Source organism: Roseomonas sp. WA12 (assembly GCF_054165765.1).
In genome coordinates, this window is sequence record NZ_CM135108.1 from 2,545,170 (window position 1) to 2,566,828 (window position 21,659).

General features: G+C 69.7%; 26 protein-coding genes and 1 tRNA gene. 11 read left to right on the forward strand and 16 right to left on the reverse strand.

The genetic code is table 11. The annotated features are described in order from the left end of the window. Position 1: 1 nt before the first annotated feature. Positions 2-829, forward strand: coding sequence for a CoA transferase subunit A (locus ACVBD7_RS12180; protein WP_458093500.1), 828 nt, complete (start codon positions 2-4; stop codon positions 827-829). Further along, on the forward strand, positions 826-1,578 hold the full coding sequence (locus tag ACVBD7_RS12185) for a CoA-transferase (protein ID WP_458093501.1): 753 nt from the start codon (positions 826-828) through the stop codon (positions 1,576-1,578). The genes ACVBD7_RS12180 and ACVBD7_RS12185 overlap by 4 nt, the downstream gene beginning before the upstream one ends. A gap of 89 nt (positions 1,579-1,667) precedes the next feature. Here ACVBD7_RS12185 and ACVBD7_RS12190 read toward each other — a convergent pair whose 3' ends face one another. The 3 genes from ACVBD7_RS12190 to ACVBD7_RS12200 all read right to left on the reverse strand — a co-directional run bounded on the left by ACVBD7_RS12190 (position 1,668) and on the right by ACVBD7_RS12200 (position 4,000). Beyond that, complete coding sequence (locus ACVBD7_RS12190; RefSeq protein WP_458093502.1) at positions 1,668-2,057, reverse strand: RidA family protein; 390 nt, start codon at positions 2,055-2,057, stop codon at positions 1,668-1,670. Between the two features lie 5 nt (positions 2,058-2,062). Continuing rightward, complete coding sequence (locus tag ACVBD7_RS12195) at positions 2,063-3,013, reverse strand: Bug family tripartite tricarboxylate transporter substrate binding protein (RefSeq protein ID WP_458093503.1); 951 nt, start codon at positions 3,011-3,013, stop codon at positions 2,063-2,065. A gap of 90 nt (positions 3,014-3,103) precedes the next feature. Next, entirely contained in the window at positions 3,104-4,000 is an 897-nt protein-coding gene (locus ACVBD7_RS12200; protein WP_458093504.1) for a LysR family transcriptional regulator, read from the reverse strand. A gap of 86 nt (positions 4,001-4,086) precedes the next feature. Between ACVBD7_RS12200 and ACVBD7_RS12205 the strand changes: the two genes are divergently transcribed. Continuing rightward, positions 4,087-5,247, forward strand: coding sequence for a mandelate racemase/muconate lactonizing enzyme family protein (locus ACVBD7_RS12205; protein ID WP_458093505.1), 1,161 nt, complete (start codon positions 4,087-4,089; stop codon positions 5,245-5,247). A gap of 40 nt (positions 5,248-5,287) precedes the next feature. Here the strand turns inward: ACVBD7_RS12205 and ACVBD7_RS12210 are convergent, their stop codons facing one another. After that, entirely contained in the window at positions 5,288-5,722 is a 435-nt protein-coding gene (locus ACVBD7_RS12210; protein ID WP_458093506.1) for a hypothetical protein, read from the reverse strand. 43 nt (positions 5,723-5,765) lie between these two features. Here ACVBD7_RS12210 and ACVBD7_RS12215 point away from each other — a divergent pair, with 43 nt between their 5' ends. After that, complete coding sequence (locus tag ACVBD7_RS12215; RefSeq protein ID WP_458093507.1) at positions 5,766-7,073, forward strand: CaiB/BaiF CoA transferase family protein; 1,308 nt, start codon at positions 5,766-5,768, stop codon at positions 7,071-7,073. A gap of 81 nt (positions 7,074-7,154) precedes the next feature. After that, on the forward strand, positions 7,155-8,471 hold the full coding sequence (locus tag ACVBD7_RS12220; protein ID WP_458093508.1) for a methyl-accepting chemotaxis protein: 1,317 nt from the start codon (positions 7,155-7,157) through the stop codon (positions 8,469-8,471). Between the two features lie 59 nt (positions 8,472-8,530). Here ACVBD7_RS12220 and ACVBD7_RS12225 read toward each other — a convergent pair whose 3' ends face one another. Continuing rightward, positions 8,531-8,674 (reverse strand): hypothetical protein, encoded by a 144-nt coding sequence (locus ACVBD7_RS12225; RefSeq protein ID WP_458093509.1) that lies wholly within the window; start codon positions 8,672-8,674, stop codon positions 8,531-8,533. A 28-nt stretch (positions 8,675-8,702) separates the two neighbouring features. Between ACVBD7_RS12225 and ACVBD7_RS12230 the strand changes: the two genes are divergently transcribed. Further along, positions 8,703-8,834, forward strand: a complete 132-nt coding sequence (locus ACVBD7_RS12230; protein ID WP_458093510.1) for a hypothetical protein — start codon at positions 8,703-8,705, stop codon at positions 8,832-8,834. Between the two features lie 41 nt (positions 8,835-8,875). On the opposite strand, the gene ACVBD7_RS12235 is transcribed toward ACVBD7_RS12230, so the two are convergent. The 3 genes from ACVBD7_RS12235 to ACVBD7_RS12245 all read right to left on the reverse strand — a co-directional run bounded on the left by ACVBD7_RS12235 (position 8,876) and on the right by ACVBD7_RS12245 (position 11,902). Continuing rightward, positions 8,876-9,727 carry a CDP-alcohol phosphatidyltransferase family protein gene (locus tag ACVBD7_RS12235; protein WP_458093511.1) on the reverse strand — a complete coding sequence of 284 codons (852 nt, stop codon included), beginning with the start codon at positions 9,725-9,727 and terminating at the stop codon, positions 8,876-8,878. Positions 9,728-9,735: 8 nt separating this feature from the next. Then, complete coding sequence (locus ACVBD7_RS12240) at positions 9,736-10,437, reverse strand: phosphatidylserine decarboxylase (RefSeq protein WP_458093512.1); 702 nt, start codon at positions 10,435-10,437, stop codon at positions 9,736-9,738. A 70-nt stretch (positions 10,438-10,507) separates the two neighbouring features. Continuing rightward, entirely contained in the window at positions 10,508-11,902 is a 1,395-nt protein-coding gene (locus ACVBD7_RS12245; protein ID WP_458093513.1) for a LysM peptidoglycan-binding domain-containing protein, read from the reverse strand. A 149-nt stretch (positions 11,903-12,051) separates the two neighbouring features. On the opposite strand from ACVBD7_RS12245, the gene ACVBD7_RS12250 reads away from it, so the two are divergent. Next, positions 12,052-12,744, forward strand: coding sequence for a cytochrome b/b6 domain-containing protein (locus ACVBD7_RS12250; protein ID WP_458093514.1), 693 nt, complete (start codon positions 12,052-12,054; stop codon positions 12,742-12,744). An 18-nt stretch (positions 12,745-12,762) separates the two neighbouring features. Here the strand turns inward: ACVBD7_RS12250 and ACVBD7_RS12255 are convergent, their stop codons facing one another. Continuing rightward, positions 12,763-13,197, reverse strand: a complete 435-nt coding sequence (locus ACVBD7_RS12255; RefSeq protein ID WP_458093515.1) for a c-type cytochrome — start codon at positions 13,195-13,197, stop codon at positions 12,763-12,765. Between the two features lie 162 nt (positions 13,198-13,359). Here ACVBD7_RS12255 and ACVBD7_RS12260 point away from each other — a divergent pair. Continuing rightward, positions 13,360-13,436: transfer RNA gene (locus ACVBD7_RS12260), tRNA-Pro, on the forward strand. A gap of 199 nt (positions 13,437-13,635) precedes the next feature. Then, positions 13,636-14,385, forward strand: a complete 750-nt coding sequence (locus ACVBD7_RS12265; protein ID WP_458093516.1) for a TorF family putative porin — start codon at positions 13,636-13,638, stop codon at positions 14,383-14,385. A gap of 30 nt (positions 14,386-14,415) precedes the next feature. Here the strand turns inward: ACVBD7_RS12265 and ACVBD7_RS12270 are convergent, their stop codons facing one another. Continuing rightward, positions 14,416-14,601, reverse strand: a complete 186-nt coding sequence (locus tag ACVBD7_RS12270) for a DUF2842 domain-containing protein (RefSeq protein WP_458093517.1) — start codon at positions 14,599-14,601, stop codon at positions 14,416-14,418. A 140-nt stretch (positions 14,602-14,741) separates the two neighbouring features. Here ACVBD7_RS12270 and ACVBD7_RS12275 point away from each other — a divergent pair, with 140 nt between their 5' ends. Further along, the gene (locus ACVBD7_RS12275) at positions 14,742-15,296 is read left to right on the forward strand and encodes an adenine phosphoribosyltransferase (protein ID WP_458093518.1); all 555 of its coding nucleotides are present in this window, start codon (positions 14,742-14,744) and stop codon (positions 15,294-15,296) included. Positions 15,297-15,350: 54 nt separating this feature from the next. Beyond that, the gene (locus tag ACVBD7_RS12280) at positions 15,351-16,340 is read left to right on the forward strand and encodes a hypothetical protein (RefSeq protein WP_458093519.1); all 990 of its coding nucleotides are present in this window, start codon (positions 15,351-15,353) and stop codon (positions 16,338-16,340) included. Between the two features lie 4 nt (positions 16,341-16,344). Here the strand turns inward: ACVBD7_RS12280 and ACVBD7_RS12285 are convergent, their stop codons facing one another. From ACVBD7_RS12285 to ACVBD7_RS12310, 6 genes are all read right to left on the reverse strand, one after another. Next, on the reverse strand, positions 16,345-17,139 hold the full coding sequence (locus tag ACVBD7_RS12285; RefSeq protein ID WP_458093520.1) for a DUF1217 domain-containing protein: 795 nt from the start codon (positions 17,137-17,139) through the stop codon (positions 16,345-16,347). 1 nt (position 17,140) lies between these two features. Further along, positions 17,141-17,509, reverse strand: a complete 369-nt coding sequence (locus tag ACVBD7_RS12290) for a flagellar biosynthesis regulator FlaF (RefSeq protein WP_458093521.1) — start codon at positions 17,507-17,509, stop codon at positions 17,141-17,143. Then, positions 17,506-17,943, reverse strand: coding sequence for a flagellar biosynthesis repressor FlbT (locus tag ACVBD7_RS12295; protein WP_458093522.1), 438 nt, complete (start codon positions 17,941-17,943; stop codon positions 17,506-17,508). The genes ACVBD7_RS12290 and ACVBD7_RS12295 overlap by 4 nt, the downstream gene beginning before the upstream one ends. Positions 17,944-18,085: 142 nt before the next feature. Further along, complete coding sequence (locus ACVBD7_RS12300) at positions 18,086-18,916, reverse strand: flagellin (RefSeq protein WP_458093523.1); 831 nt, start codon at positions 18,914-18,916, stop codon at positions 18,086-18,088. A 119-nt stretch (positions 18,917-19,035) separates the two neighbouring features. Further along, positions 19,036-20,112, reverse strand: coding sequence for a flagellin (locus tag ACVBD7_RS12305; protein WP_458093524.1), 1,077 nt, complete (start codon positions 20,110-20,112; stop codon positions 19,036-19,038). Next, positions 20,112-21,635 (reverse strand): flagellar hook-associated protein FlgK, encoded by a 1,524-nt coding sequence (locus ACVBD7_RS12310; RefSeq protein WP_458093525.1) that lies wholly within the window; start codon positions 21,633-21,635, stop codon positions 20,112-20,114. The genes ACVBD7_RS12305 and ACVBD7_RS12310 overlap by 1 nt, the downstream gene beginning before the upstream one ends. Between the last annotated feature and the right edge of the window lie 24 nt (positions 21,636-21,659).

Sequence of the window (21,659 nt, forward strand, 5' to 3'; positions counted from 1 at the left end):
CATGACCCAAGTGAGCCTGGAGGCCTTGGCCGCCAGCGTGCCGGATGGTGCGCTGCTGGCCCTGCCACCCGACAATTCCCTTCCTTCGGTCGCGCTGGCCAAGGCGCTGATCCGGCGGGGGGCGAAGGGGCTGCGGCTGCTCGGCGTGCCCGTCTCGGGCTTCGCGACGGACCTGCTGATCGGCGCGGGCTGCGTGGCCGAGGTGGAGACCAGCGCCGTCTCCCTCGGTGAGGCCGGCTTCGCGCCCCGCTTCTCCGCAGCTGTACGTGCCGGCACCATCAAGGTGCGCGATGCTACCTGCCCGGCCATCCACACCATGCTGCAGGCCGCGGAGAAAGGCGTGCCCTTCATGCCGCTGCGCGGCGTGATCGGCAGCGACATCCTGGCGCATCGCCCGGACTGGCGCGTGGTGCAGAACCCCCTCTCCGACCGCACCGATCCCATCCTGATCCTGCCCGCGCTGCACCCGGATGTGGCCGCGGTCCACACCGTGATGGCCGATGCGGAAGGCAATGTCTGGGTCGGCCGGCGCCGCGAATGCGCCACCCTCGCCCATGCCTCGCGCAAGCTGCTGGTGACGGTCGAGCGCGTGGTGCCCGGCAACCTGCTGGAGGATGAGCGCCTCGCCCCCGGCACCATTTCCGCCACCTATGTCGAGGCCTTCGCGGTCGCGGAGCGCGGCGCGCATCCCGTCGCGCTGCTCGACGAGTACGGTGTCGATGCTGCCTATGTCGCCACCTATGCCCGCGCCGCCCGAACCGAGGAGGGCTTCCGCGCCTGGGCGGAGGAGCATGTCTTCGGCCGCGCCGCGCAGGTGGCCGCCGAATGAGAGATGTTCAGCCCGAGGAGCGCCTGGCCGCGGCGCTGGCCCGCCTCATCCGCGATCCCGCCGCGCCGCCCGCGCGCCACATCGCCGTCGGCGCCGCCTCCCCCATCCCTGCAGCCGCCTGCTGGCTGGTGGCGAAGGCCGGCCATCCCGTGCGGCTCTCCCTGCTGCACAAGCGATCGGGGAACCCCTTCACCGAGGGCTCGCGCGAGTTGTTCGACCTGACCGGCCAGGGGCGGATCGACCTCTTCTTCCTCGGCGGTGGGCAGATCGACGGGCAGGCCAATATCAACCTGATCGGCACGGGCGAATGGCCCGGCGCCGGAGTGCGCTTCCCCGGCAGCTTCGGCAGCGCCTTCATGTACTTCATGACGCCCCGCACTATCCTGTTCCGTGAGGAGCACTCCCCGCGCGTGCTGGTCCCGCGCGTGGACCACATCTCCGCTCCCGGCGTTTCCCCGCCCGAGGTCTTCCGTCGCGGCACCGCGCAGGCCCTTGTCACCGGACGCTGCGTCTTTCGCTTCGACGCGCCGCGCGCGCGCTTCGTGCTGGAGAGCGTGCATCCCGGTGAGAGCGTAGAGAGCATCCGCGCGGAAACCGGATTCGAGTTCGATGCGCCGGACAATGTGCCAGTCACTCCTGATCCGACTGTGGAGGAGCTGGTGCTGCTGCGCGGGCCGGTCTGCGACGAGATGGTGGAGACCTATCCCGAGTTCTGCGCGCGCGTGTGGGGCCGCGCCGCCGCCGCGTAAGCCAAGCCGGCGTGCCAACAACACCGGCGCGACGACCAACCTGAAGAATAAGGAGGGGGCCTGGGGGAGTTCACCTCCCCCGTCCTTTTCTACCCAAGCACCGCCACGCACTCGATCTCCAGCAGGAAGTTCACCCGCGGCAGCGAGTACACGATCGCCGTCGTGCGCGCCGGATACTTCCCGTCCGGGAAATGCGCCGCGTAGATGCGGTTCATCTCCTCGAAATCCTCGCGCCGCGTCAGCAGTACATTCACCTTCACCACCCGGCTCCAGTCGCCGCCGGCCTCCTTCAGGATGCCGGTGATGCTCTTCATCACCTGCGTCATCTGCGCGGGAAAGTCGCCGACAGCGATCTTACCGTTCTCGTCATAGGCGGGGATGCCGGAGATGTAGAGCAGGTTGCCGCATTTCACCGCCGGCGAGAGCGGGGCGGCGACCTTGAACTGGTCGGCGGGCTGGATGTGTTCGAGCGGGGTCATGCGGTTCAGCCTGGCTGGAGGTTGGCCGCGCGCACGACCTCGGCATAGATCGCCGTATCGCGCCGGATGCGCGTGGTGAGAGCGTCGGGCCCGCCCGCCAGAATGTCGAGCCCGACCTCCTCCATCCGCGCGCGAGTGGCGGGGCGGTTAAGGGAATCGAGCCAGGCCTTGCCGAGCGCCGCCGCCACTTCGGGCCGCGCGCCCGCGGGCATCACCACCCCGTACCAGGAATCCGACACCGCCTGTGGATAGCCGAGCTCGATGAAGGTCGGCACGTCTGGTAACAACCGGTGCCGCTCCTTCGCCACGATGCCGAGCGGCACGACCTGGCGCTCGCGGATGGGCGAGAGAACGTCGGGCAGGTTGGCGAAGGTGTAATCGATGCGGCCCGTCAGCAGGTCCGTCATCATCTGCGGTGTGCCGCGATAGGGAATGTGCTGGGCGTTCAGCCCCGCCATCAGCTTCAGGTGCTCCATGCCTATATGCTGGCTGGTGCCCTGGCCGTTGCTGCCGAAGGAAAGTCCCGTCCCGGGCTGCCGCGCCTTGGCGACGAACTCCGCGAAGTTGGCGGCCACGCCGGGATGGCAGACCATCACATGCGGCATCTCCACCAGCAGCGCGAGCGGCGTAAAATCGGCCAGTGGGTCGTAAGGCTTCGGCTTGTGCAGGGTGGGGTTCACCGTGAAGCTGTTGGCCACCATCACCACCGCCTGCCCGTCCGGCGGCATCACCTTCACGGCCTGCACGGCCACCAGCGTACCGGCCCCGGGCCGGTTCTCCACCACCACGTTCTGCCCGAGCTGCGCCCCCTCCGCCACCATCCGGCCAACGAGGTCGATGCTGGAACCCGGCGGGAAGGGAATGACGAAGCGGACGGGAGCGGCAGGGCGCCAGTCCTGCGCCAGCGCGGGAGCGGAGAGAAGGGCGGGCATGGCGAGGAGGGAGCGGCGTCGCATGAGCGGTTCCTTCGGCAGTCTCTCGGCGGGCGGAAGCGCCGGCGCCCGGAGCCGGCGACGGTAGCAACGGCTATGCCAGGGCGGCAGTCATTACGAGGACGGCACCGCCGGCTTTGTCGCACGCGCCCAGAAGGCCGACGCGGCCTGGCCCAGGACCAGCGGCCGGATCAGGCGGATGTCGAGCGCCACTTCCAGTTCCTCCGGCCCCGCACGGCGGAGGGAGCCTTCGGCAAGGTCATCGGCCACCAGACTCTCCGGCAACCAGGCCAGGCCCCGGCCGGTGCGCGCCATGGTCCGCAGCGTCGCAGCATGGTGGGCGGTGAACACCGTGTCCAGCCGTGCCGCGAGTGCCTCGGGCAAGGCTGCCGCCAGGATGCGGCAGAGACCCGATTCCGGGTTGTAGGCCAGGAACGGCAGCGCGCGCCCATCCTCTCCGAGTGACACGCCGTCGGGCGCAGCCACCGGCACGAGGCGATCCGCCCCGACGCGATGGGACAGGAAGCGCGAGGGGTCCAGGCGCGAGGGGGCGGCATCGTGGTGGTGGCAGAGCAGGAACTGCGCCTGCCCGTTCAGCATCAGCCCCTCGCAGGCCTGCAGGCTGTCGGACACCAGGGCGACTGTGCCGGGCGGCCCCTCGCTCTCCAGGTTACGCAGCCAGGCCGGGAAGAAGGTGAAGGACAGAATATGGGTGGCCGCGAAGCGCAGCGCGGCGCGCGTGCGCCCGGCTGCCGCGCGTGCCGCGTCCCGCCCCTCCGCCAGACAGCGCAGCGCTTCCGTGAGCAACGGACGCAGCGCCTCGCCCGCCGGAGTCAGGACGATGGGATGCGCCTCCCGGTCGAAGAGCGGCGTGCCTGCCCAATCCTCCAGCGCACGGATGCGGCGGCTGAAAGCCGGCTGGGTGACGTGGCGCAGCGCGGCCGCGCGGGAGAAGTTGCCCGTTTCGACCAGCGCCTGGAAATCCTCGATCTGCGTCAGATCCAGCGTCATGCCGATCCCTTATCACGCGAGGCCGGATCGGCATTGGCCCTGCCGGCGCGTCCGGGCGATGGTCCGCACGCCAGAGAGGAAACACCATGCGGATCGTGGACATCAGGGAGGTGACGGCGCCGATCGCCTCCTCCATCGCCAATGCCTATATCGACTTCAGCAAGATGACCCTGTCCCTCGTCGCCGTCGTCACCGACGTGATCCGCGACGGACGGCCTGTGGTCGGCTACGGCTTCAACTCGAACGGCCGCTACGGCCAGGGCGGGCTGATCCGCGAGCGCTTCGTCCCCCGCCTGCTGGATGCCGCGCCGGAGAGCCTGCTGAACGACGCGGGCGACAATCTGGATCCCGACCGGATCTGGGCCACGCTGATGAGGAACGAGAAGCCCGGCGGCCATGGCGAGCGCTCGGTCGCTGTCGGCACCATCGACATGGCGGTGTGGGATGCGGTGGCGAAGATCGCGGGCAAGCCGCTCTTCCGGCTGCTGGCCGAGCGCCACGGGCTGGAGGCGAATCCGCGCGTCTTCGTCTATGCCGCGGGCGGCTACTACTACCCCGGCAAGGGCATCGAGCAGCTGCGCGCCGAGATGCGGTCCTATCTCGACCGCGGCTACTCCGTCGTGAAGATGAAAATCGGCAACGGCATCGCCGAGGACCGCCCGCGCATCGAGGGCGTGTTGAAGGAGCTGGACGGCAAGGCCCGGCTCGCGGTCGATGCGAATGGTCGCCTGGGCCTCGAGGACGCCATCGCCTACGCCAAGATGCTCCGCGACTACCCGCTGTTCTGGTACGAGGAGGCCGGCGATCCGCTAGACTACAACCTCCAGGCCCAGCTCGCCGAGTTCTACCCGGGCCCGATGGCCACCGGAGAGAACCTCTTCTCTCACCAGGATGCCCGCAACCTCATCCGCTACGGCGGCATGCGGCCGGACCGCGACTGGCTGCAGTTCGACTGCGCCCTCTCCTACGGCCTCTGCGAGTACCAGCGCACGCTGGAGGTGCTGAAGACCGCGGGCTGGTCGCCCAGCCGATGCATCCCGCATGGCGGCCACCAGATGTCACTGAATATCGCTGCCGGCCTCGGCCTGGGTGGGAATGAGAGCTATCCGGACCTCTTCCAGCCCTATGGCGGTTTCCCCGACGGGGTGCGGGTGGAGGATGGGCACATCACCATGCCCGACCTTCCAGGCATCGGGTTCGAGGGCAAATCCGACCTCATCAAGGTGATGCGCGACCTCGCATCCTGATCGGGATGGCCGATGACACGGCCGCAGCATCGCGGCCGTGTCACGCCGAGCGCAGGAGACGCCTGCACTGGAGGAGCCACCAAGCCAGCGCGGTAGGCACACCGTAGATGATGCCCATGTCGAAGACCCGGAGGCTGCCAAGCCGGTAGTGTCCGGAAAAGAGCCCGTGATCGATGGCGTAGAACACGATCCGCCCCGCCAGCGCCCCCCAGAGCAGGGCGAGGACGCCCACCCACCACCGATCGGCGTACCGGCGCAGCAGCGGCGTCAGGGGCAGGCCGAAGACGAGGAGGCCGAGCGCGACGAAGGGGATCGAGAGCGTCCCATAGCCCAGGATGAGGGCCGGGATGATCCACAACTCGGCGAAGGGCACACCGCCCATCTTGAACAGGCTTTGCACGGTGATCCCGGCATAGGCTCCAGCCATGCTGCTCAACCAGAACGCATGGGAGGTCCTCAGGGGCTTGGGATCCATCGCGACCCCATCCTGCAGCGCCCCTCCCACCCCTGCAACGGGCGTGACCGACCTTGAGCCCGAGGCGCGGCAGGGGCAGAACGGCGGCATGGAGGAACACCCGATGACCGATGCGCCGCCCCCTGCCCCTCAGGCCGGGGCCAGCCCCGCCCCGGGCGCCGTCAGCGCCGGCGCCCTTTCGGGCATCCGGGTCATCGACCTTACCCGCGTCCTCGGCGGCCCCTACTGCACCATGATCCTCTCGGACCACGGGGCGGATGTGATCAAGATCGAGCCGCCCCAGGGTGACGAGGTTCGCGCCTGGGGCCCGCCCTTCCTGGACGGCACGGCCAGCTACTTCCTCGGCGTAAACCGCAACAAGCGTAGCATCGCGCTTGACCTCTCCAAGCCCGAGGGCCGCGAGGTGCTGTTGCGCCTGCTCGATGGCGCCGACGTGCTGGTGGAAAACTACAAACCCGGCAGCATGGAGAAATGGGGCATCGGCTACGACACCCTCTTCCAGCGCTTCCCGCGGCTAGTGCATTGCCGTGTGTCCGGCTTCGGCGCCACGGGGCCGCTCGGCGGTCTTCCGGGCTACGACGCCATCGTGCAGGCCATGGTCGGCCTCATGTCCATCAACGGCGAGCCCGGCAGCGGCCCGCTGCGCATGGGCACGCCCGTCGTGGACCTTGCCACCGGCCTGTATTCTACCATCGCCATCCTGATGGCGTTGCAGGAGCGCGAGCGCTCCGGCCAGGGCCAGTATGTCGACATGACGCTGCATGACTGCGGCATGGCGCTGCTGCACCCGCAGGCTGCGAACCACTTCCTGAACGGCAAGCGCCCGGCCGCGACCGGCAACCCGCACCCGAATATCAGCCCCTACTCGAAGTTCCGCACCGCCACCTGCGAGATCTTCGTGGCCTGCGGGAACGAGCCCGCCTGGCGCAAGTTCTGCGCCTTCCTCGGCCTGGATTCGCTGGTGGACGACCCTCGCTTCGCCACCAATGGCGACCGCGTGGTGAACCGCGGCGATCTGAACACCATCCTCGAGGCCCGGCTCCTCACCGAGGACGGCCATGCCCTGTGCGACCGCATGCTGAAGGCCGGCCTTCCCGCCGGCCCCGTGCTCTATGTGGACGAGGCCATGGCCGCGCCCCACACGGAAACGCGCAACATGGTGGCCGAGATCGGCGAGTTCCGCGCGCTGAACACCCCCATCAAGCTCTCCCGCACCCCCGGCGGCGCGCGCACGGCCCCGCCGCGGTTCAACGAGCACGGGGACGAGGTGCTGTCCGGGGCCGGCTACTCGGCCGAGGAGATCGCGGCACTCAAGGCGCAGGGCATCCTGGTGGAACGGCAACGGGGCTGACCGGCATCATTCCGGAGGGGCAGCAGTTCCTTAATTTGTGATCGGGAGAATGGCGGCCTCAATTTCGAAGGTTGCCCTCCCATGTCCCTTCCTGCCCTCTCCATCCGGGGAAAGCTGCTGGCCGGCTTCGGCCTCATGTTCCTGCTGTTCATTGCCCTCACTGGCGCTTCCGTCCTGCAGATGCGCGGCATCTACGGTGCCGCCAGCGATCTGCGGGACAACTGGATGCCCTCGGTCACCGCCCTCAGCGACCTGAAGATCGCGATCAGCCGCGCGCGCACCCGCGCCGCGCGGGTGATCGCCACGGTGAACCCGGCGGAGCACGAGGCTGCTGCGGCGGATCTCCGGCAAATGGGCTCGGCCATCGAGGCAAATGCGAAGGCCTATGAACGCCTGATCTCCTCCACCGAGGAGCGGGCGACCTTCGAGCACTTCCAGGGCTTGTATCGAACCTACAGCGAGCATCTCGACGCGCTGGTCGCCCGGGCGGGCGGCGATCCGGCGGCGCTGTCGGGCTTCAACGGCGAGTCCGTCCGCCGCTTCCGCGCCATGCTCGACAGCCTGGATGCACTGACCAGCATCAACAGCACCGGCGGAGCGCAGGCCGGCGAGCGGGCCACCGCGACCTTCCACAACGCCCTCTGGACCATGGGCGCGGCGTTGGCTCTCGCGGCCCTCCTCTCCATCGCCAGCGTCCTCTGGCTCGCACGGAATGTGGGCGGGGGCATAAGCACCCTTTCCACCTCGATGCTGCGCCTTGCTCGCCGCGATTACGGCTTCGCGTTGCCGGATGCCTCCCGCACGGATGAGATCGGCGAGATGGCGCGCGCGGTCGGCACCTGCCGGGATGGCCTGCGCGAGGCGGATGCGCTGACCGCGTCCAAGGCGGCGGAGGACGCGGCCAAGGCCGAGCGCGCGGCGCGGGTGGATGGGCTGGTGAAGGGCTTCGAGGCGGAGGCGTCGGAGGTGCTGCGGGGCGTCGCCGCTGCCTCGACGAGGCTGGACGCGACGGCCGGCGAGATGGCCGACACGGCGCAGGATGGGGTCTCGCGAGCCACCTCTGTCGCCGCCGCTTCCGAGCAGGCCAGCGCCAATGTGCAAACCGTCGCGGCCTCGGCCGAGGAGCTGGCCGCTTCCATCGCCGAGGTCTCGCGCCAGGTGTCGAACGGCGCGGCGGTCGCCAAGCGCGCAGCGGCAGACGCTCGCGCGACCGATGGCGCAGTGCACAGCCTGGCGGAAGGAGCGGCCCGGATCGGCGACGTGGTGCGCCTGATCAGCGACATCGCCGGGCAGACCAACCTGCTGGCGCTCAACGCCACCATCGAAGCGGCCCGGGCCGGCGAGGCGGGCCGGGGCTTTGCCGTGGTGGCAAGCGAAGTGAAGACGCTGGCTGCCTAGACTGCCAGGGCAACGGAAGAGATCGGCAGCCAGATCACAGCCATCCAGTCCGCGACCGGTCAGGCCGTCTCGGCGATCGGTGACATCGTCCGCACCATCGAGGAGCTGAGCGGGATCACCACGCAGGTCGCGGCGGCCGCCGAGGAACAGACGGCGGCCACGCGCGAGATCGGGCGGGCGGTGGCCGAGGCGGCGTCCGGCACGCAGGACGTTTCCCGGCATACCGCAGGGGTGACGGAGGGGGCCGAGAAGACGGGGATGGCGGCCGAGCAGCTTCGGGTGTCGTCAGGCGAGCTTTCCCGCCAGGCCGAGGTCCTCAACAGCCGCGTCGGCCGCTTCCTGGCGGATATCCGGACCGCCTGAGAGCCGAAATGGGCAGGCGCCGTACCGGGCGCCTTCCCGCTTCAGGTCGTGGCGGCTTCCAGCGCTGCGGCCTGCCGCGCCGCCTCGACCTTCTGCCGGTAGGAGCGGAGGGAGAAGGGGATCATCCCGGCATAGAGGAGGCCCGCAGCCGCCAGCGCGGCCCAGGGTTCCGCGACCAGCAGTGCCGCATAGGCCGCGGCCCCGAGCATCAGCGGCAGCACAACCTGACGGGGGATCTTCACCTTCTTGAAGGACCAGGTCGGCAGGGTGCTGACCAGCAGCGCCGCGATGGCGACCAAGAGAACCGCCGACACAATGGGATGGCGGAAGGCGAGGGCCAACCGATCGAACCCCCAACCCTGGAAGGTGAGCGTCGCAAAGATCGGAAATAGCGCCAGACCGGCTCCTGCGGGCGCGGGCACGCCGGTGAAGAAGCCGGCCGGGCGGGGCACGTCCTCCGGCGCCACCGGGGCATCAATGGCAGCGTTGAAGCGCGCCAGACGCAGCGCCATGCAGGCGGCGAAGAGCAGGCAGGGAATGAAGCCGAAGCCGCGCGCGTCGTGCAGCGTCCAGAGATACAGGATGAAGGCCGGCGCCACGCCGAAGCAGAGGAAGTCCGACAGACTGTCGAACTCCGCCCCAAAGCGGGAGGTGGCCTGAAGCAGCCGCGCCAGCCGCCCATCCAGCCCGTCGATGAAGGTGGCAACAACGATCAGCGTCACCGCCTGTTCCCAGCGGTCATCCATGGCGAAGCGGATCGCCGTCATGCCGGCGCAGAGGCCGATCATGGTCAGGATGTTCGGCAGCAGCCGGTTGAAGGACAGGCCGCCCAGCCGCGCCCGCGGCCCGGGCTTGCGCGGGGTAAGGCGGAAGCGGCGGGGCGCCTGTCCCATGATCGGCCTCAGGCTCCGGCGGGCTGGCTGGCGTGCGGATGGGACAGATCCGCGATCACCGTCTCGCCGCCGATCATGGTCTGGCCGGTCTGCACGATCGGGCGCACGCCCTCCGGCAGGTACAGGTCCGTGCGGCTGCCGAAGCGGATGATGCCGAAGCGCTCGCCGGCGCGCACGCGCTGGCCTTCCCGCACATGGCAGAGAATGCGGCGGGCGATGAGGCCCGCGATCTGCACCACCGCGATCTCGCGCCCGTCCTCCAGCTTGATGGCCAGGGCGTTGCGCTCGTTGTCCTCGCTCGCCTTATCCAGCGCGGCGTTGACGAAGGCGCCGTGGCGATAGGCGATGCGCGTCACCGTCCCGTCGATCGGGATGCGGTTCACATGCACATCCATCACCGAGAGGAAGATCGCCACCCGCCAGCGCGGCGTGTCGCCCAGCCCCAGCTCCGCCGGCGGAACGGCGGACTCGACCGAGGTGATGTGCCCGTCAGCCGGTGCGATGAACAGGCCGGGCTTGGCCGGCGTGTAGCGCTCGGGGTCGCGGAAGAAGTAGAGGCAGAAGGCGGTGAAGGCGACGCCGATCCAGAACACCCAGCTGCCAAAGGCCAGGCCGCCCACCACGGCGACCACGAGGCCGCCGATCAGGAAGGGACGTCCCGCCGGATGCGGGGGCGCGATGACGAGGCGCAGGCTGTGCGCGAGGGACATGGCAATCCAGAAAGAATGGGAGGCCCGGTTATGGTTGCTCCAGGCCCCCTGGACAACCCTGTGTGAATCTTCAGCGAACCTCGGGAACCGCGAAAACCTGCCCGGGATAGATCCGGGAGGGGTTCCGGATCTGCGCCTGATTGGCGCGATAGATCACGGTGTAGCGAATGCCGCGGCCATAGGCGTCCCGCGCGATGCGCCACAGGTTGTTACCGGGCTGAACGACCACCTGACCGTCCCGGATCGCTCCGGGGGGCAGGGATTCGCGCTGGAAGGCCACCTCCACGCGGCCCGTGACCGAGGGCGCGGCACCCGAGGCGCTGCCAAGCTGGTCCACCCGTAGCATATGCCGGCCTACCGGCGGCGCCTCAGCCGGAGTGAGCGACCAGCGGCCGGCGGCGTCGGCCTGGGTGTCTCCCAGATGGCGGTCGTCTGAATAGATGCGGAGCTGCGCGCCGGGCGGGGCGGTCCCGGCGAAGCGCATCGTGTTGCTGTCGTCGTAATCCACCAGGTCGAGCCCGAGCCGGGCAGGCGCCGTGGACGGCGGAGCGGACAGGGTGCGCGGCGCCGCGGCGGAGGTGGGCGGCAGCAGTAGGACAAGGGACTGCTCCGGCCGTGCCGCCTCGGCCGCGCCGCTGTCGGACACGCGGGTTTCATCGGCCTTGGCCTCGCTGCCCGAAGTCTCGATGGCGCTGGCGTCGGAGACAGGCGCTTCGGCCGTGCGGCCGCCGGCGCGCTGGGTCCCGGCCGGCTGGCGTCCCGTCATGCTGCTTCCGGCCTCAACGGGGCCCTCGGTGCGCGGCCCGGCAGCCCGTACTGCGGCATCGGCAAGGGCCGGCGCGGTCTCACGTGCCGTGACCGCGGCCGAGGCCTCGCGGCGCGACGCCTCACGCGCCGGCGCCTCCGCGACCTGCGGCTCGGCCGGTGCAGGGCCAACGACCAGCACCGTATCCGGCCCAGCCATCTCGTCGCCCCCCGGCAGGCGGGCGCGGAGGGAGAGCTCCCGCGCGCCGGCACCCATCGGATCGGACGGCAGGATCACCCACTCACCGCGGGAATCGGCGCGGGCGCGCCCGATCTCCCGCCCGCCCTCGACGAGCACGACCTCGGCGCCCGGCGCGGCGCGGCCGGCGACCACCACCATTCCTCGCGCGCCCATCCGCACCACGTCAAAGCGCGGAAGTTCCGGTCGGACCGCCGGGGAGGTACGGGCCGGCCTGGTATCAGGCTGGGCAGAGATGCCGGATGACTGATCCGGCCGGGCCACGATACGGTCGGGCGACTGCGCCGCAGGGCGGTCCACCGAGCCATCCACGCCGCGGGGCACGCTTGCGGCATGCGGCGGCACGGGGGCGACCACGGGCGTTGCCACCCATTCCCGATTGCCGAGGAATGCCGCGAGCGCCACGACGCCGGCCATCATCGCCACGCCGCCGACGACTCGCAGCCGCGATGCGTCTGTCATGATCACGTAACTACGGCGGCACCGCGGCTGATCACAAGGGCGCGCATTGGCCGATCGATGCGATTCCGTCCGATCGGCACAGCCACCCTGGGCGCCCCGGGCCCAAGCTCCCTATCCTGCGCTCAGGGCGGACCAGAAGGAGAGAAAGGATGAGCATGCCGGCTTCGGAGCAGGATCAGGCGTCCCTCGCCCGGGTCAAGGTGTGGGACGGCTGGATCCGGCTGGTCCATTGGGGGCTGGTGGCCCTGCTCGGCTTGTCCTGGTGGAGCGCCGAGACCGGTCGGATGGAGCTGCACATGCTCTCCGGCGAGATTATCCTTGCGTTGCTGCTGTTCCGCCTAGGCTGGGGGATCGTCGGCTCGGACACAGCCCGCTTCTCGCGCTTCCTCCGCTCGCCGCTCGAGGGTCTGCGGCATCTTCGCCATTTGCACCGGCGGGAGCCGGACACGGAGATGGGCCACAACGCGGCCGGCGGCTGGATGGTGCTGGCACTGCTCGCCCTGCTGCTGGCCCAGGCGGGATCCGGCCTGTTCACCGATGACGGCATCCTCACCCGCGGCCCGCTGGCGCGCGCCGTGCCGCCGGATGTTGCGGATGCGGCCCGCAGCACGCATATCCTCACCTTCGACCTGATCCTGGTCGCGGTCGGGCTGCACCTCCTGGCCGTACTCGCCTATGCGGCGCTGAAGCGGCAGGACCTGGTGCGGCCGATGGTCACGGGCTTCAAGCGCCTGCCCGCGGCCTTGGCGGCGCGGGCGCCGCGGCTGGGGAGCCCCTGGCTTGCGCTGCTTCTGCTAGCCGTCGCAGCGGGTGTGGTGGCGGCCATCGCCCGGCAGGGCTGACGGCCGCCTCGCCCGGCGTCAGCGGCCGCGGAAATTCCGGTGGCAGGCGCCGCAGGCCGCGCCCATAGCCTGGACGGACGCGGTGGTGGCGGCGGCATCCCCGGTCCCGGCCGCCGCGCGCAGCGCCTGGGCGGCCGATACCGCATTGGCCGAGGCGCGCTCGAAGCCCGCCCGGTCCGACCAAACGGTCGGAAGCGCGCGGGAGCCGTTGCCGTCCGAGCCCGGCGGGAAGAGCGTGGGCAGGGTCTGGAAGAAGGCCACCATCTCGTCCGCGCGCGGCGCGGCATCCCGCGTGTCACCGCCCGCCTTCGCCACGGCCCCGATTGCCTCCAGGTTGGTTTGCATCCGCCGCAGTCCCTCCTTGCGGGTGGAAACCGGGTCGGGCTGGGCCAGAGCGGCACCGGCCGAGAGCAACGCCGCGACGGCAGCGACGATGAGGGGGGAGCGATGCATTCGGGCCTTCCTGGGTTGTCGTGCCAGCCAGACTAACGATGCAGGCAAAGGTTTCGCATCTTGGATTCGCAGGGCTCGACCGTGTGCCCCCACATCTCGCGCAGGGTGCCCTTGCCGCGCTGCCGCCCCGGCGCTATACGCCGCCGCCCGGACGTTGTCTGACGGAGCGTAGCTCAGCCTGGTAGAGCACTGTGTTCGGGACGCAGGGGCCGGAGGTTCGAATCCTCTCGCTCCGACCAAGACGGCGTTCAGAAGCCCCGCATGGCCTTGCCGTGCGGGGCTTCTCTTTTCTGCCCTGCCCGCTGACTTCACGCGATCGTGGCGTAATGGCAACAGCCCTGCTGCCTCCGGGCGTTTTTACGGCATCTCACATATCCGTTGGCACGCCCCTCGCAATACGCCGCGGCACCACGCCCGTCGCGTGAGGGGGATGAACCTATGAAGACCAACCTGGTCACCGCCACCGCATTCACGCTCGGCCTCTCGCTCGCGGCCGGCACCGCCGGCGCTTTTGAGCTGGAGAGCGCCGGCCTGACCATCGGCGTCACGCCGACCATCAGCTCGGACTACCTGTTCCGCGGCGTGAGCCAGACGCAGAACCGGCCGGCCGCGCAGGGCACGATCGACATCCAGCACACCAGCGGCGTGTATGTCGGCGCCTTCATCTCGAACGTATCCTTCCTGGGCACCAATGCGCGCCAGGAAGTCGATGCGATCGCCGGCTATCGCTTCTCGATCGGTGACGTCAGCCTCGACCTGGGCGGGATCGCCTACACCTATCCGGGCTACGACAACGCGCCGGGCTCGGGTCTCTACGACCTGCAGTACTTCGAGCTGGCGGCGAAGGCCTCCTATCAGGCCGGCCCGGCGAAGCTGCTTGCGGCCTTCAACTACTCGCCCAACTACCAGCTTGAGTCGGGCACCGGCCTCTATATCGAAGGCGGCGTGGAGTTCACCCTGCCCTATGACTTCACCCTCGCCGGCCGCCTCGGCTACCAGTGGATCCAGAACAACCCGCGCTGGGGCTCGCCCGACTTCGCCAACTGGAACGTGACGCTGTCCTACAAGTTCTCGGACTTCGTGCTGACCGCCGGCTACTTCGACACCGACCTGAACCGCCGTGAGTGCTTCGCCGGCCAGAAGATCTGCGAGGCCCGCGCCATGGTCTATCTCAGCCGCACCTTCTGATCCTGCGCTGAAAACCCGGGCGGCGTGCGCCTATTTCCGCGCCGCCCAGTACATCAGCCGGCTCGCCGGCCAGACCCAGGCCACGCCGGCCACGGTGAAGTAAAGAAGCTGCGCGGCCCAGTGCCATGGCACGACATCGGCCAAAGCCACCGCCGCCCCGATATAGAGCAGGAAGCCCAGGATTCCGGCGATGACGGCCAAAGGGACGCGCGACATGCGCGGGCTGTTGCCGGATTCCCCGCCGCGCGCAAGCCCCCTTCCCTGCCGCGGCCCCGGTTTGCCCGGCGGCCCCGCCCCGTCCTATGGAAGCGCCCACGATTCCTGAGCCCTTATCCGAGCCCAGACGGAGCCCCGCGATGAACGACAGCCCCGCCGACGTCTCCGGCCCCGCCCTCGACCTCAAGGAGCACATCCGCGGCATTCCGGATTTCCCGAAGCCCGGCATCCTCTTCTACGACATCTCCACCCTGCTGCGGCACGGCCCGGCCTGGAAGGAGGCGATGCGCCGCCTCGCCGAGATCGTCCGGCCGCACCGCCCGACCATCCTGGCCGGCATCGAGAGCCGCGGCTTCCTCGTCGCGGCGCCCCTGGCCCTCGAGCTCGGTCTTGGCTTCGTGATGCTGCGCAAGCGCGGCAAGCTGCCTGGCGCCATCATCGGGCTGAACTACGCGCTGGAATACGGCACGGACCGGATCGAGATGCAGGCCGATGCCGTGCGCCCCGGCGACCGAGTCGTGATCCTGGACGACCTGCTCGCCACCGGAGGGACGCTGGCCGCCTGCATCGCCCTGCTGCGCCAGGCCGGGGCCGAGGTGCCCGCCGCCGCCGCCCTGATCGAGTTGACCTTCCTGAACGGCCGCTCCCGGCTGGGCGACACGCGCTTCGAGTCTCTGATTGCCTATGACGACTGAGGGGGCGCGGGATTGCCACATTCCCGCCCCAGCGGCCGGCCAGCCTCCGCCATCATGACCCCTGCCCTGCCGCCATGCCCGGACCAAGCCGCCGCCCTGGGGCGACGCGGCGCGGGGCTGGCATTGCTGTCGCTGACCGCGCCCGCACTGCTCAAGCCGCGAGCCGCGCGAGCCCAGGCCGATGGCGGGACTGTCCTCGTACCCGGCCCCGAGGATGGCGGCTGCGCCCGTTGGGCCGCCCGCGCCGCGGGGGCTCTGGCCCGCGGCCTGCACCGGCAAGGTGCCCTGCGCCTCAACTTTGTCGGCGGGCCGGATGGGGTGACCGCGGCCAACCGCTTCGCCACCCTCGACGGCGCCGACGGTCCGCGCTTCCTTGTCCTGCCCGGCTGGACCTGCCACGCGCGCCTGACCGGCGCTACCCGCGCCCGCTTCGAGCCCGCGACATGGCTTCCGTTGCTCGTCACCTGGCATGGCGCTGTTCTGGCCGGGCGCGGGCCGGTCCCGCCGCGCAACGCAGCGCCACTTCGGGTCGCCATCCCCTCCCCCGACGCGCCCGAGGCGGCTGCCCTCGCTGCGCTGGACCTGCTCGGCCTGCCGGCACGCGCCGTTGCCGGCCAGCCCGAAGCCGCCTTCGCCGCTGGCGAGGCAGATGCGCTGATCGTGACTGGGCCGGATCCGGTCGCGCGCGCCGCCGCGCTGGGCGCCGTGCCCTGGAACCATATCGCTCTGCCCGGCGAGACGGAGAGCGGGGAGATCCCGCCTCTCCCGGCCTCGGCCGCAGCGCGCGGCGTGATCGCCGCGGCGGCCGGAATGCAGATGCGGGCCGCGCTCGTGATGCCACCTCTCACCCCGGCGGATACGGTGGCAGCCTGGCGCCGCGCCGCGATCCGCTGGCAGGAGGAGGAGCGGGCTCAGCCATCCGAGGGGCTGGCGCTGATCGGCGCTCCCGCGGCCACGGCCTACGCCCTGCTGGCGCCACCGCCCGACGCCACACTCGCTTATCGCAGCTGGCTGGAACGGCGCCTCGGCTGGCGCGCGACCTGAGACGTCAGGCGAACAGGCCGAGAAGGCTGGAGGTTGCGGAGCCGCCGCCCGTTCCAGCCGCGGACATGACGTAGCGCTCGGCGAACTTGGTTGCCTGCCGCGCATCGGTCAGCTTCGACAGGTCTACGCGTGAGGTGATGGCGCGGGCCTGTGTCTCCACCTCCTGAATGGCGATGGTCTGAGGCAGGCCGAGCGCGCCGGTCACCACGCGCCGCAGCACGGCATCTCCGAGTACCTCATAGGGTGTGAGCGCCTTCCCCGTCGCCATACGCTGCTCGAAATAAAGCGCGTCCGAAATGCCGCTCGCCTCGCTGTCCCGGGAAATGCGCCACTGATAGGAGGTGTAACCCTCGGTGAGCCGCTTCTGCACGGCCGGGTCGCGCAGCCCTTCTAGCCCGCGTTTGGCAAGGTTGAGTGTGGCGGCGGCGTTCTTCCACCGACCATCGGTGGCCGCGAGCCTGGAGGCGACGGATTTGGAATCCGTCGTGTCCGACATGAGCGCGCGCACGGCCATGCCGGGTACGTCCACCCCGTCCGGCAGGCCGAGCGCCGGCATGAGCACGGCGGTGACGCGCGGATCGCGCAGCGCCGCCTCCACCGTCTTGGCGCGCGATATGCCTTCGGTAAAGCGGCTGAGGGCCTGCTTCACCGACGCATCCTTGGAGAGCTGCGCGACGCCTTTATCCTCGGCGCCCTTGGCGGAGGCGCGGCGAAACGCCATCAGCGCCGCGGCCCCATCAGCCGCGCCGGCACCGCCGATGCCGCCGCCAAGGATCGAGAGGGCGAGCGAGCCGGACATCTCAGCCTGTCATCGCCAGGCCGGCCGCCACGTTCTCGTTCACTTCGATGAGGAAGCCGATATCGGGTTCGTCCCGGTCCATCTCCCGCAGCACCGTCCGACCGACGGAGATGATGGAAGCGCGGAGAGGCGGCGGAAGCGCGTTGGTAGGGTCCAGCAGAACGCCCTCCACGGCAAGCCAGAGCCGGCGGTTGTCGGCCAACGCACGGATCGCGCGAAGCCCGGCTTCGGCGCCCTTGCCGCCGTTCAGAGCCTGTACGGCGCGCAGGCCGCCAGTGACGCGACGAAACACATCCGCCTCCTGCATGCGAATGGGCAGGGCGGCGTTGGTTGCGCGATAGGCGTTTGCAGGGTTGGCATGCAGCATCATGCGGGCACCTCCTCCGGCACGGGACGGGTGTTGGGGGGCGGCGCGATGCCGAGCACCGCCTCCTCGTGCCGCATCACGCGGCGCGCGAGTTTCAGCGCGGTGTAGCAGTCGTCCTCCTCGGCCGCCGACAGCGCCCGCTCGAGCATCGCCGAAGCGAGGTTGGAGGTGGTTGCCGCCTGGAACTCGGCGATGAGCTCGCGCGCGGCTTCGAGCCCGCGCTCGCGCTCGTCCTCGTTGCCGATATAGGCCGTCTGGAGAGCGAAATAGATGCGCCTCGCGGGCGTATCGGCTGCCTCGGGAGGAAGGATCTGCTTGCCGAATAGGAAGCGGGCCTTGGCGGTCAGCTCGATCCGGGTGCGATTTCGGAACCGGATGGGCGCGCCATTCACGACCATGAGGTCGCCCTGGCGAAGTTCGAGAACCAGCGTGGACACGGTATTCGCGTTCCTTCGTGGCTTGCGGCGCGCGCCCTGTGCCTTGTGCGGGCGGCACACCGCAGCCGGGGGCATCTCGCCGCCCGGCGCGATGAGAGGGAAAGGGACGTGGCGCCGCGGGTCCTTCGCGGCGCCACGCCATTCAGCGGAAGAGGCTGAGCAGGCTCTGCGGCGCCTGATTGGCAATGCCGAGGGACTGCGTGCCCAGCTGCTGCTTGATCTGCAACGCCTGGAGTTTCGCACTCTCCTTGGCCAGGTCCGCGTCGACCAGCGCACCTAGGCCGGTCTCCAGGGAGTCCATCTTCTCCTTGTTGTAGGAGACCTGCCCTTCCAGGTACTTGTTGTTGCTGCCGAAGGTGTTCAGCGCGGTGTTGATCGTCGCCATCTTCGAGGTGAAGTCGCCGGTCGACGCCAGGGCCGAGGCTGCCGAGGCGGCATCGGTCGGGGCATCGGCCACGGTCAGGGACGCACCATCCACCGCCGCAAGGGTGTAGGTGGTGCCGGACTCGTTGCGGACCGTGGCGATATTGCCGCCGCCCGCGCCCGTCGACGTGCTCAGCAGGGTGCGGCCGTTATAGGTCGCGTCGGAGATGTAGTTCTCCACCTGCGTCTGCAGTGAGCTGTACTGCGCCTGGTACTGGGTGCGCTGCGAGTCGGACAGCGTGCCGTCGGCGAGCTTCACCAATACGCCCTTGATCTCGCTCATCGTCTCGGAGACCTTGGTGAGGCCCGAGAGCGTCGTGTCCAGCACGCCCTTGACGCCACCGATCTGCTCGTTGGCGGAGGTCAGGCCGGCAATGTCCGAACGAACCGCCTGGGCGACGGCGAAGGCCGCACCGTCATCCTTGGCGTCCGCCACGCGGTAGCCCGTGGAGATGCGCTTCTGCGTGGCAGTCAGCGCGTCGTTCGTGCGGTTGAGCGACTGCAGGGCGACGGCGGCGCCCATGTTCGTGTTGACGGAGTTCAGGGCCATATCTTGCCCCTTTCATATCCGATGGAGGCCGAGGACTGGCCACCACCCGTTGCGTTCCGCCTTTTGCGGTATGTCCCCATCTTGCCTGCGGCTGGGTTAATGGCGGCTGAACGCCGGGTTCAGCGCAAGAAGTCCGTGAGCGACAGGCCGGAGAGCATCGAGAGCGCCTGCCAGGATGCCTGAAGACGGGTCTGCGTGTCCTGCAGCGCGGTCAGTGTGGTGGCCAAATCCACCTCCTCCACGTCGGCGAGTTGCGAGCCGAGTGTGGTGTTCAGATTCGTGTGCCGGTCCCGTGCCGATTCCAGCTGCGCCTCCGCAAGGCCCAGCGCGCCCGCCTCCTCGCCCAGGCCGCCCATCGCTGATTTCAGGCTCGCCGTTGCGCTCTGCACCACCGCGTTGAAATCCGCCCCCGCCGCAGTCTGCCCGGGCGTCAGGCTGGCGAGGGTCATTAACCCGCGCAACAAGTCGCGCGACCAGCTCTCGGTCTCGCTGCCCGCGGTACCGACCGCGGCGTTGCGGCTGGCGAAGAGACCCGTCTCCACCTCCTGCCCGTCGCCGGTCAGCACCGTCCGACGCGGCTCGTTCAGGCCCCGAGTTGGATCGAGCGCGTAAGCGGAGAATGGGGTCTGGCCGGGCGTCACATTCTTGGCGGCCGCGAGGGTCGCGGCCAGCACCGCCCCGCTGTTTCCCGGTGCCAGCGTGCCGACAGCGGTCGCGATGTCGGTCGCCATCTGCGTGCCCATGATCCCGGCCGGGTCGGGCACGGGCGGGTTCGCCGAATCGGCGCCGCCGAAGAGATAGGCGCCCGCATGCCGCTCGTTCAGCAGACCTGCTACTTCCTCCACCGCCTGCCGCGCACTGCTGGCGAGCGCGCTCATCCGCACATTGTCCGAGTTGTTGACCTTGCCCGCATCCGTCATGAACTGCCGCGCGATGTCGGACAAGCGCTGCAGCGCCTCCTGCGCCGCGCCCGTCGTGCCGAGGGCACGGTCGATCGAGGTAACATGGGAGTCCCGGCGCGCGATCTCGGTGCGCAGGCTGATGGCACGCCGCGCGTCCGGCGCGATCTCGCCGTAATAGGTGCCGCGTCGTCCGCTTGCCACCTGCGCGGAAAGGGTCTCGATCTGCGACTTGAGCTGGGAGGATTGCCCGACCAGCCGGGCGAGCGAGCCCGACCCGATACCTGCGATGGCCATCAGCGCACCGCCTGGAAGAGGGTGTCGTACATGCCCTGCACCACCGAGACGAGGCGGGCATTGGCCGCATAGGCCGTCTGCAGCGTCACCATCGCGGACAACTCCTTATCTATGTCCACGCCCGCACGCTCCGAGAACCGGCTCTCGAGCGAGGCGAGGAGGTCGCCCGACGCCCTGCCACCCTCCTCCGCCATGGCGCGGGCGGCGGATTGAGTGGCAACGAGCTGGGTGGCGTAGTCGTCGATGCTGCGCGCCGAGCGTAGCGAGGATTGCAGCGTCCCGTTCGGCCCGAGACCGGTGGTGGCGAAGGGCGGATGCGGATTGCCGGCCGAGACCTCGGTCCCGAAGGAGCGATTCAGCACGCGATCGATCAGCGTGGTGAAATCCGCGGGTCCGGTGGGGCTGTTCGGGGTAAAGGCCGTCGCCCCTGTCATGCTGCCCACGACGGTATGCGTGCCGTTCCGCGCAACGGCGGGGTCGGAGAGGACGGCCGTATTCACCCGGACCGCGCCGGCGAAGCCGATCCATCCACCGCTCGAATAGGCTGCCGCGGGGTCAGGCACCGAGCCGGCGTCGCCGGTGAACAGTCGAAGGCCCTGGGCGTCGAAGCGGGCGGTCAGGCTGGCGGCCGAGATGTCCAGCTCCGCCTGCGCCAGCGGCAGCTCCTCATCGCGCAGCGCAGCATGGGCCGCCAGGGTACCCTCGCCCAGCCGGTTGGTCACATCCGTGCCGCCCAGCATCACGCCGGGCAGCGTGCCGCCGGAGCCGTGGAAGGACTGCGCGCCAACCGTCATCGGCTGGATTGAGAATGGGCCTTTATCCGCATAGAGAGGAAGGTTGAGACCGCCGGAGGTGATCAGCAGGACACCGCCATTCTCCTGCTCCACCGAGCGGACCTGCATGATCGAGGAGATCGAGGCGATGGCGAGATCGCGCTTGTCCTCCAGCTCCGCCGTGCTGATGCCCTGGGCCCGGAGCGGCAGGATCTTCTCGGTGAGTTGCGAGACCTGGCGGAGCGCGCCGTTCAGCCTCTCCACCTCCTGCACCATGTTGTCCTGCGCGCCCTGTCGGGCATCCAGGATTGCGGCCGAGACGACGTGGTAGCGCTCGGTCAGTCCCTGGGCCGCGGTCGTGACCCGGCTTTGAACAAGGGTATCCGAGGGGTCGCCGCGCAGCGCGACGAAGGCGTCCCCCAGCGCCGATGTCAGATCGCCGATCGATTCCCCCGTTGAGCCATGCGCCACCTCCACTCCCTCCAGGACGTGAGCGCGGGCGGTTGCCGCTGCGGTGGCGGCACGGGCGGCGTTCAGCTGGTTGGTGAGCGCCGTGTCGACCGCGCGCGTCGCCTCCTCGGTTCGCACGCCTGAGGCGAGCGAGCCGGCGATCGAGGAGGAGCCCTGCACCTCCTTGCGCGTGTATCCCGGCGTTGCCGCATTGGCGATGTTGGAGGCCGATTGCGCGAGCTGGCGGTTGACATGCGACAGCCCGCTTCGCGCAATCGACAGGGCAAGGTCGAGGCTCATCCGCTCCGCTTCCCTGGCACCGCC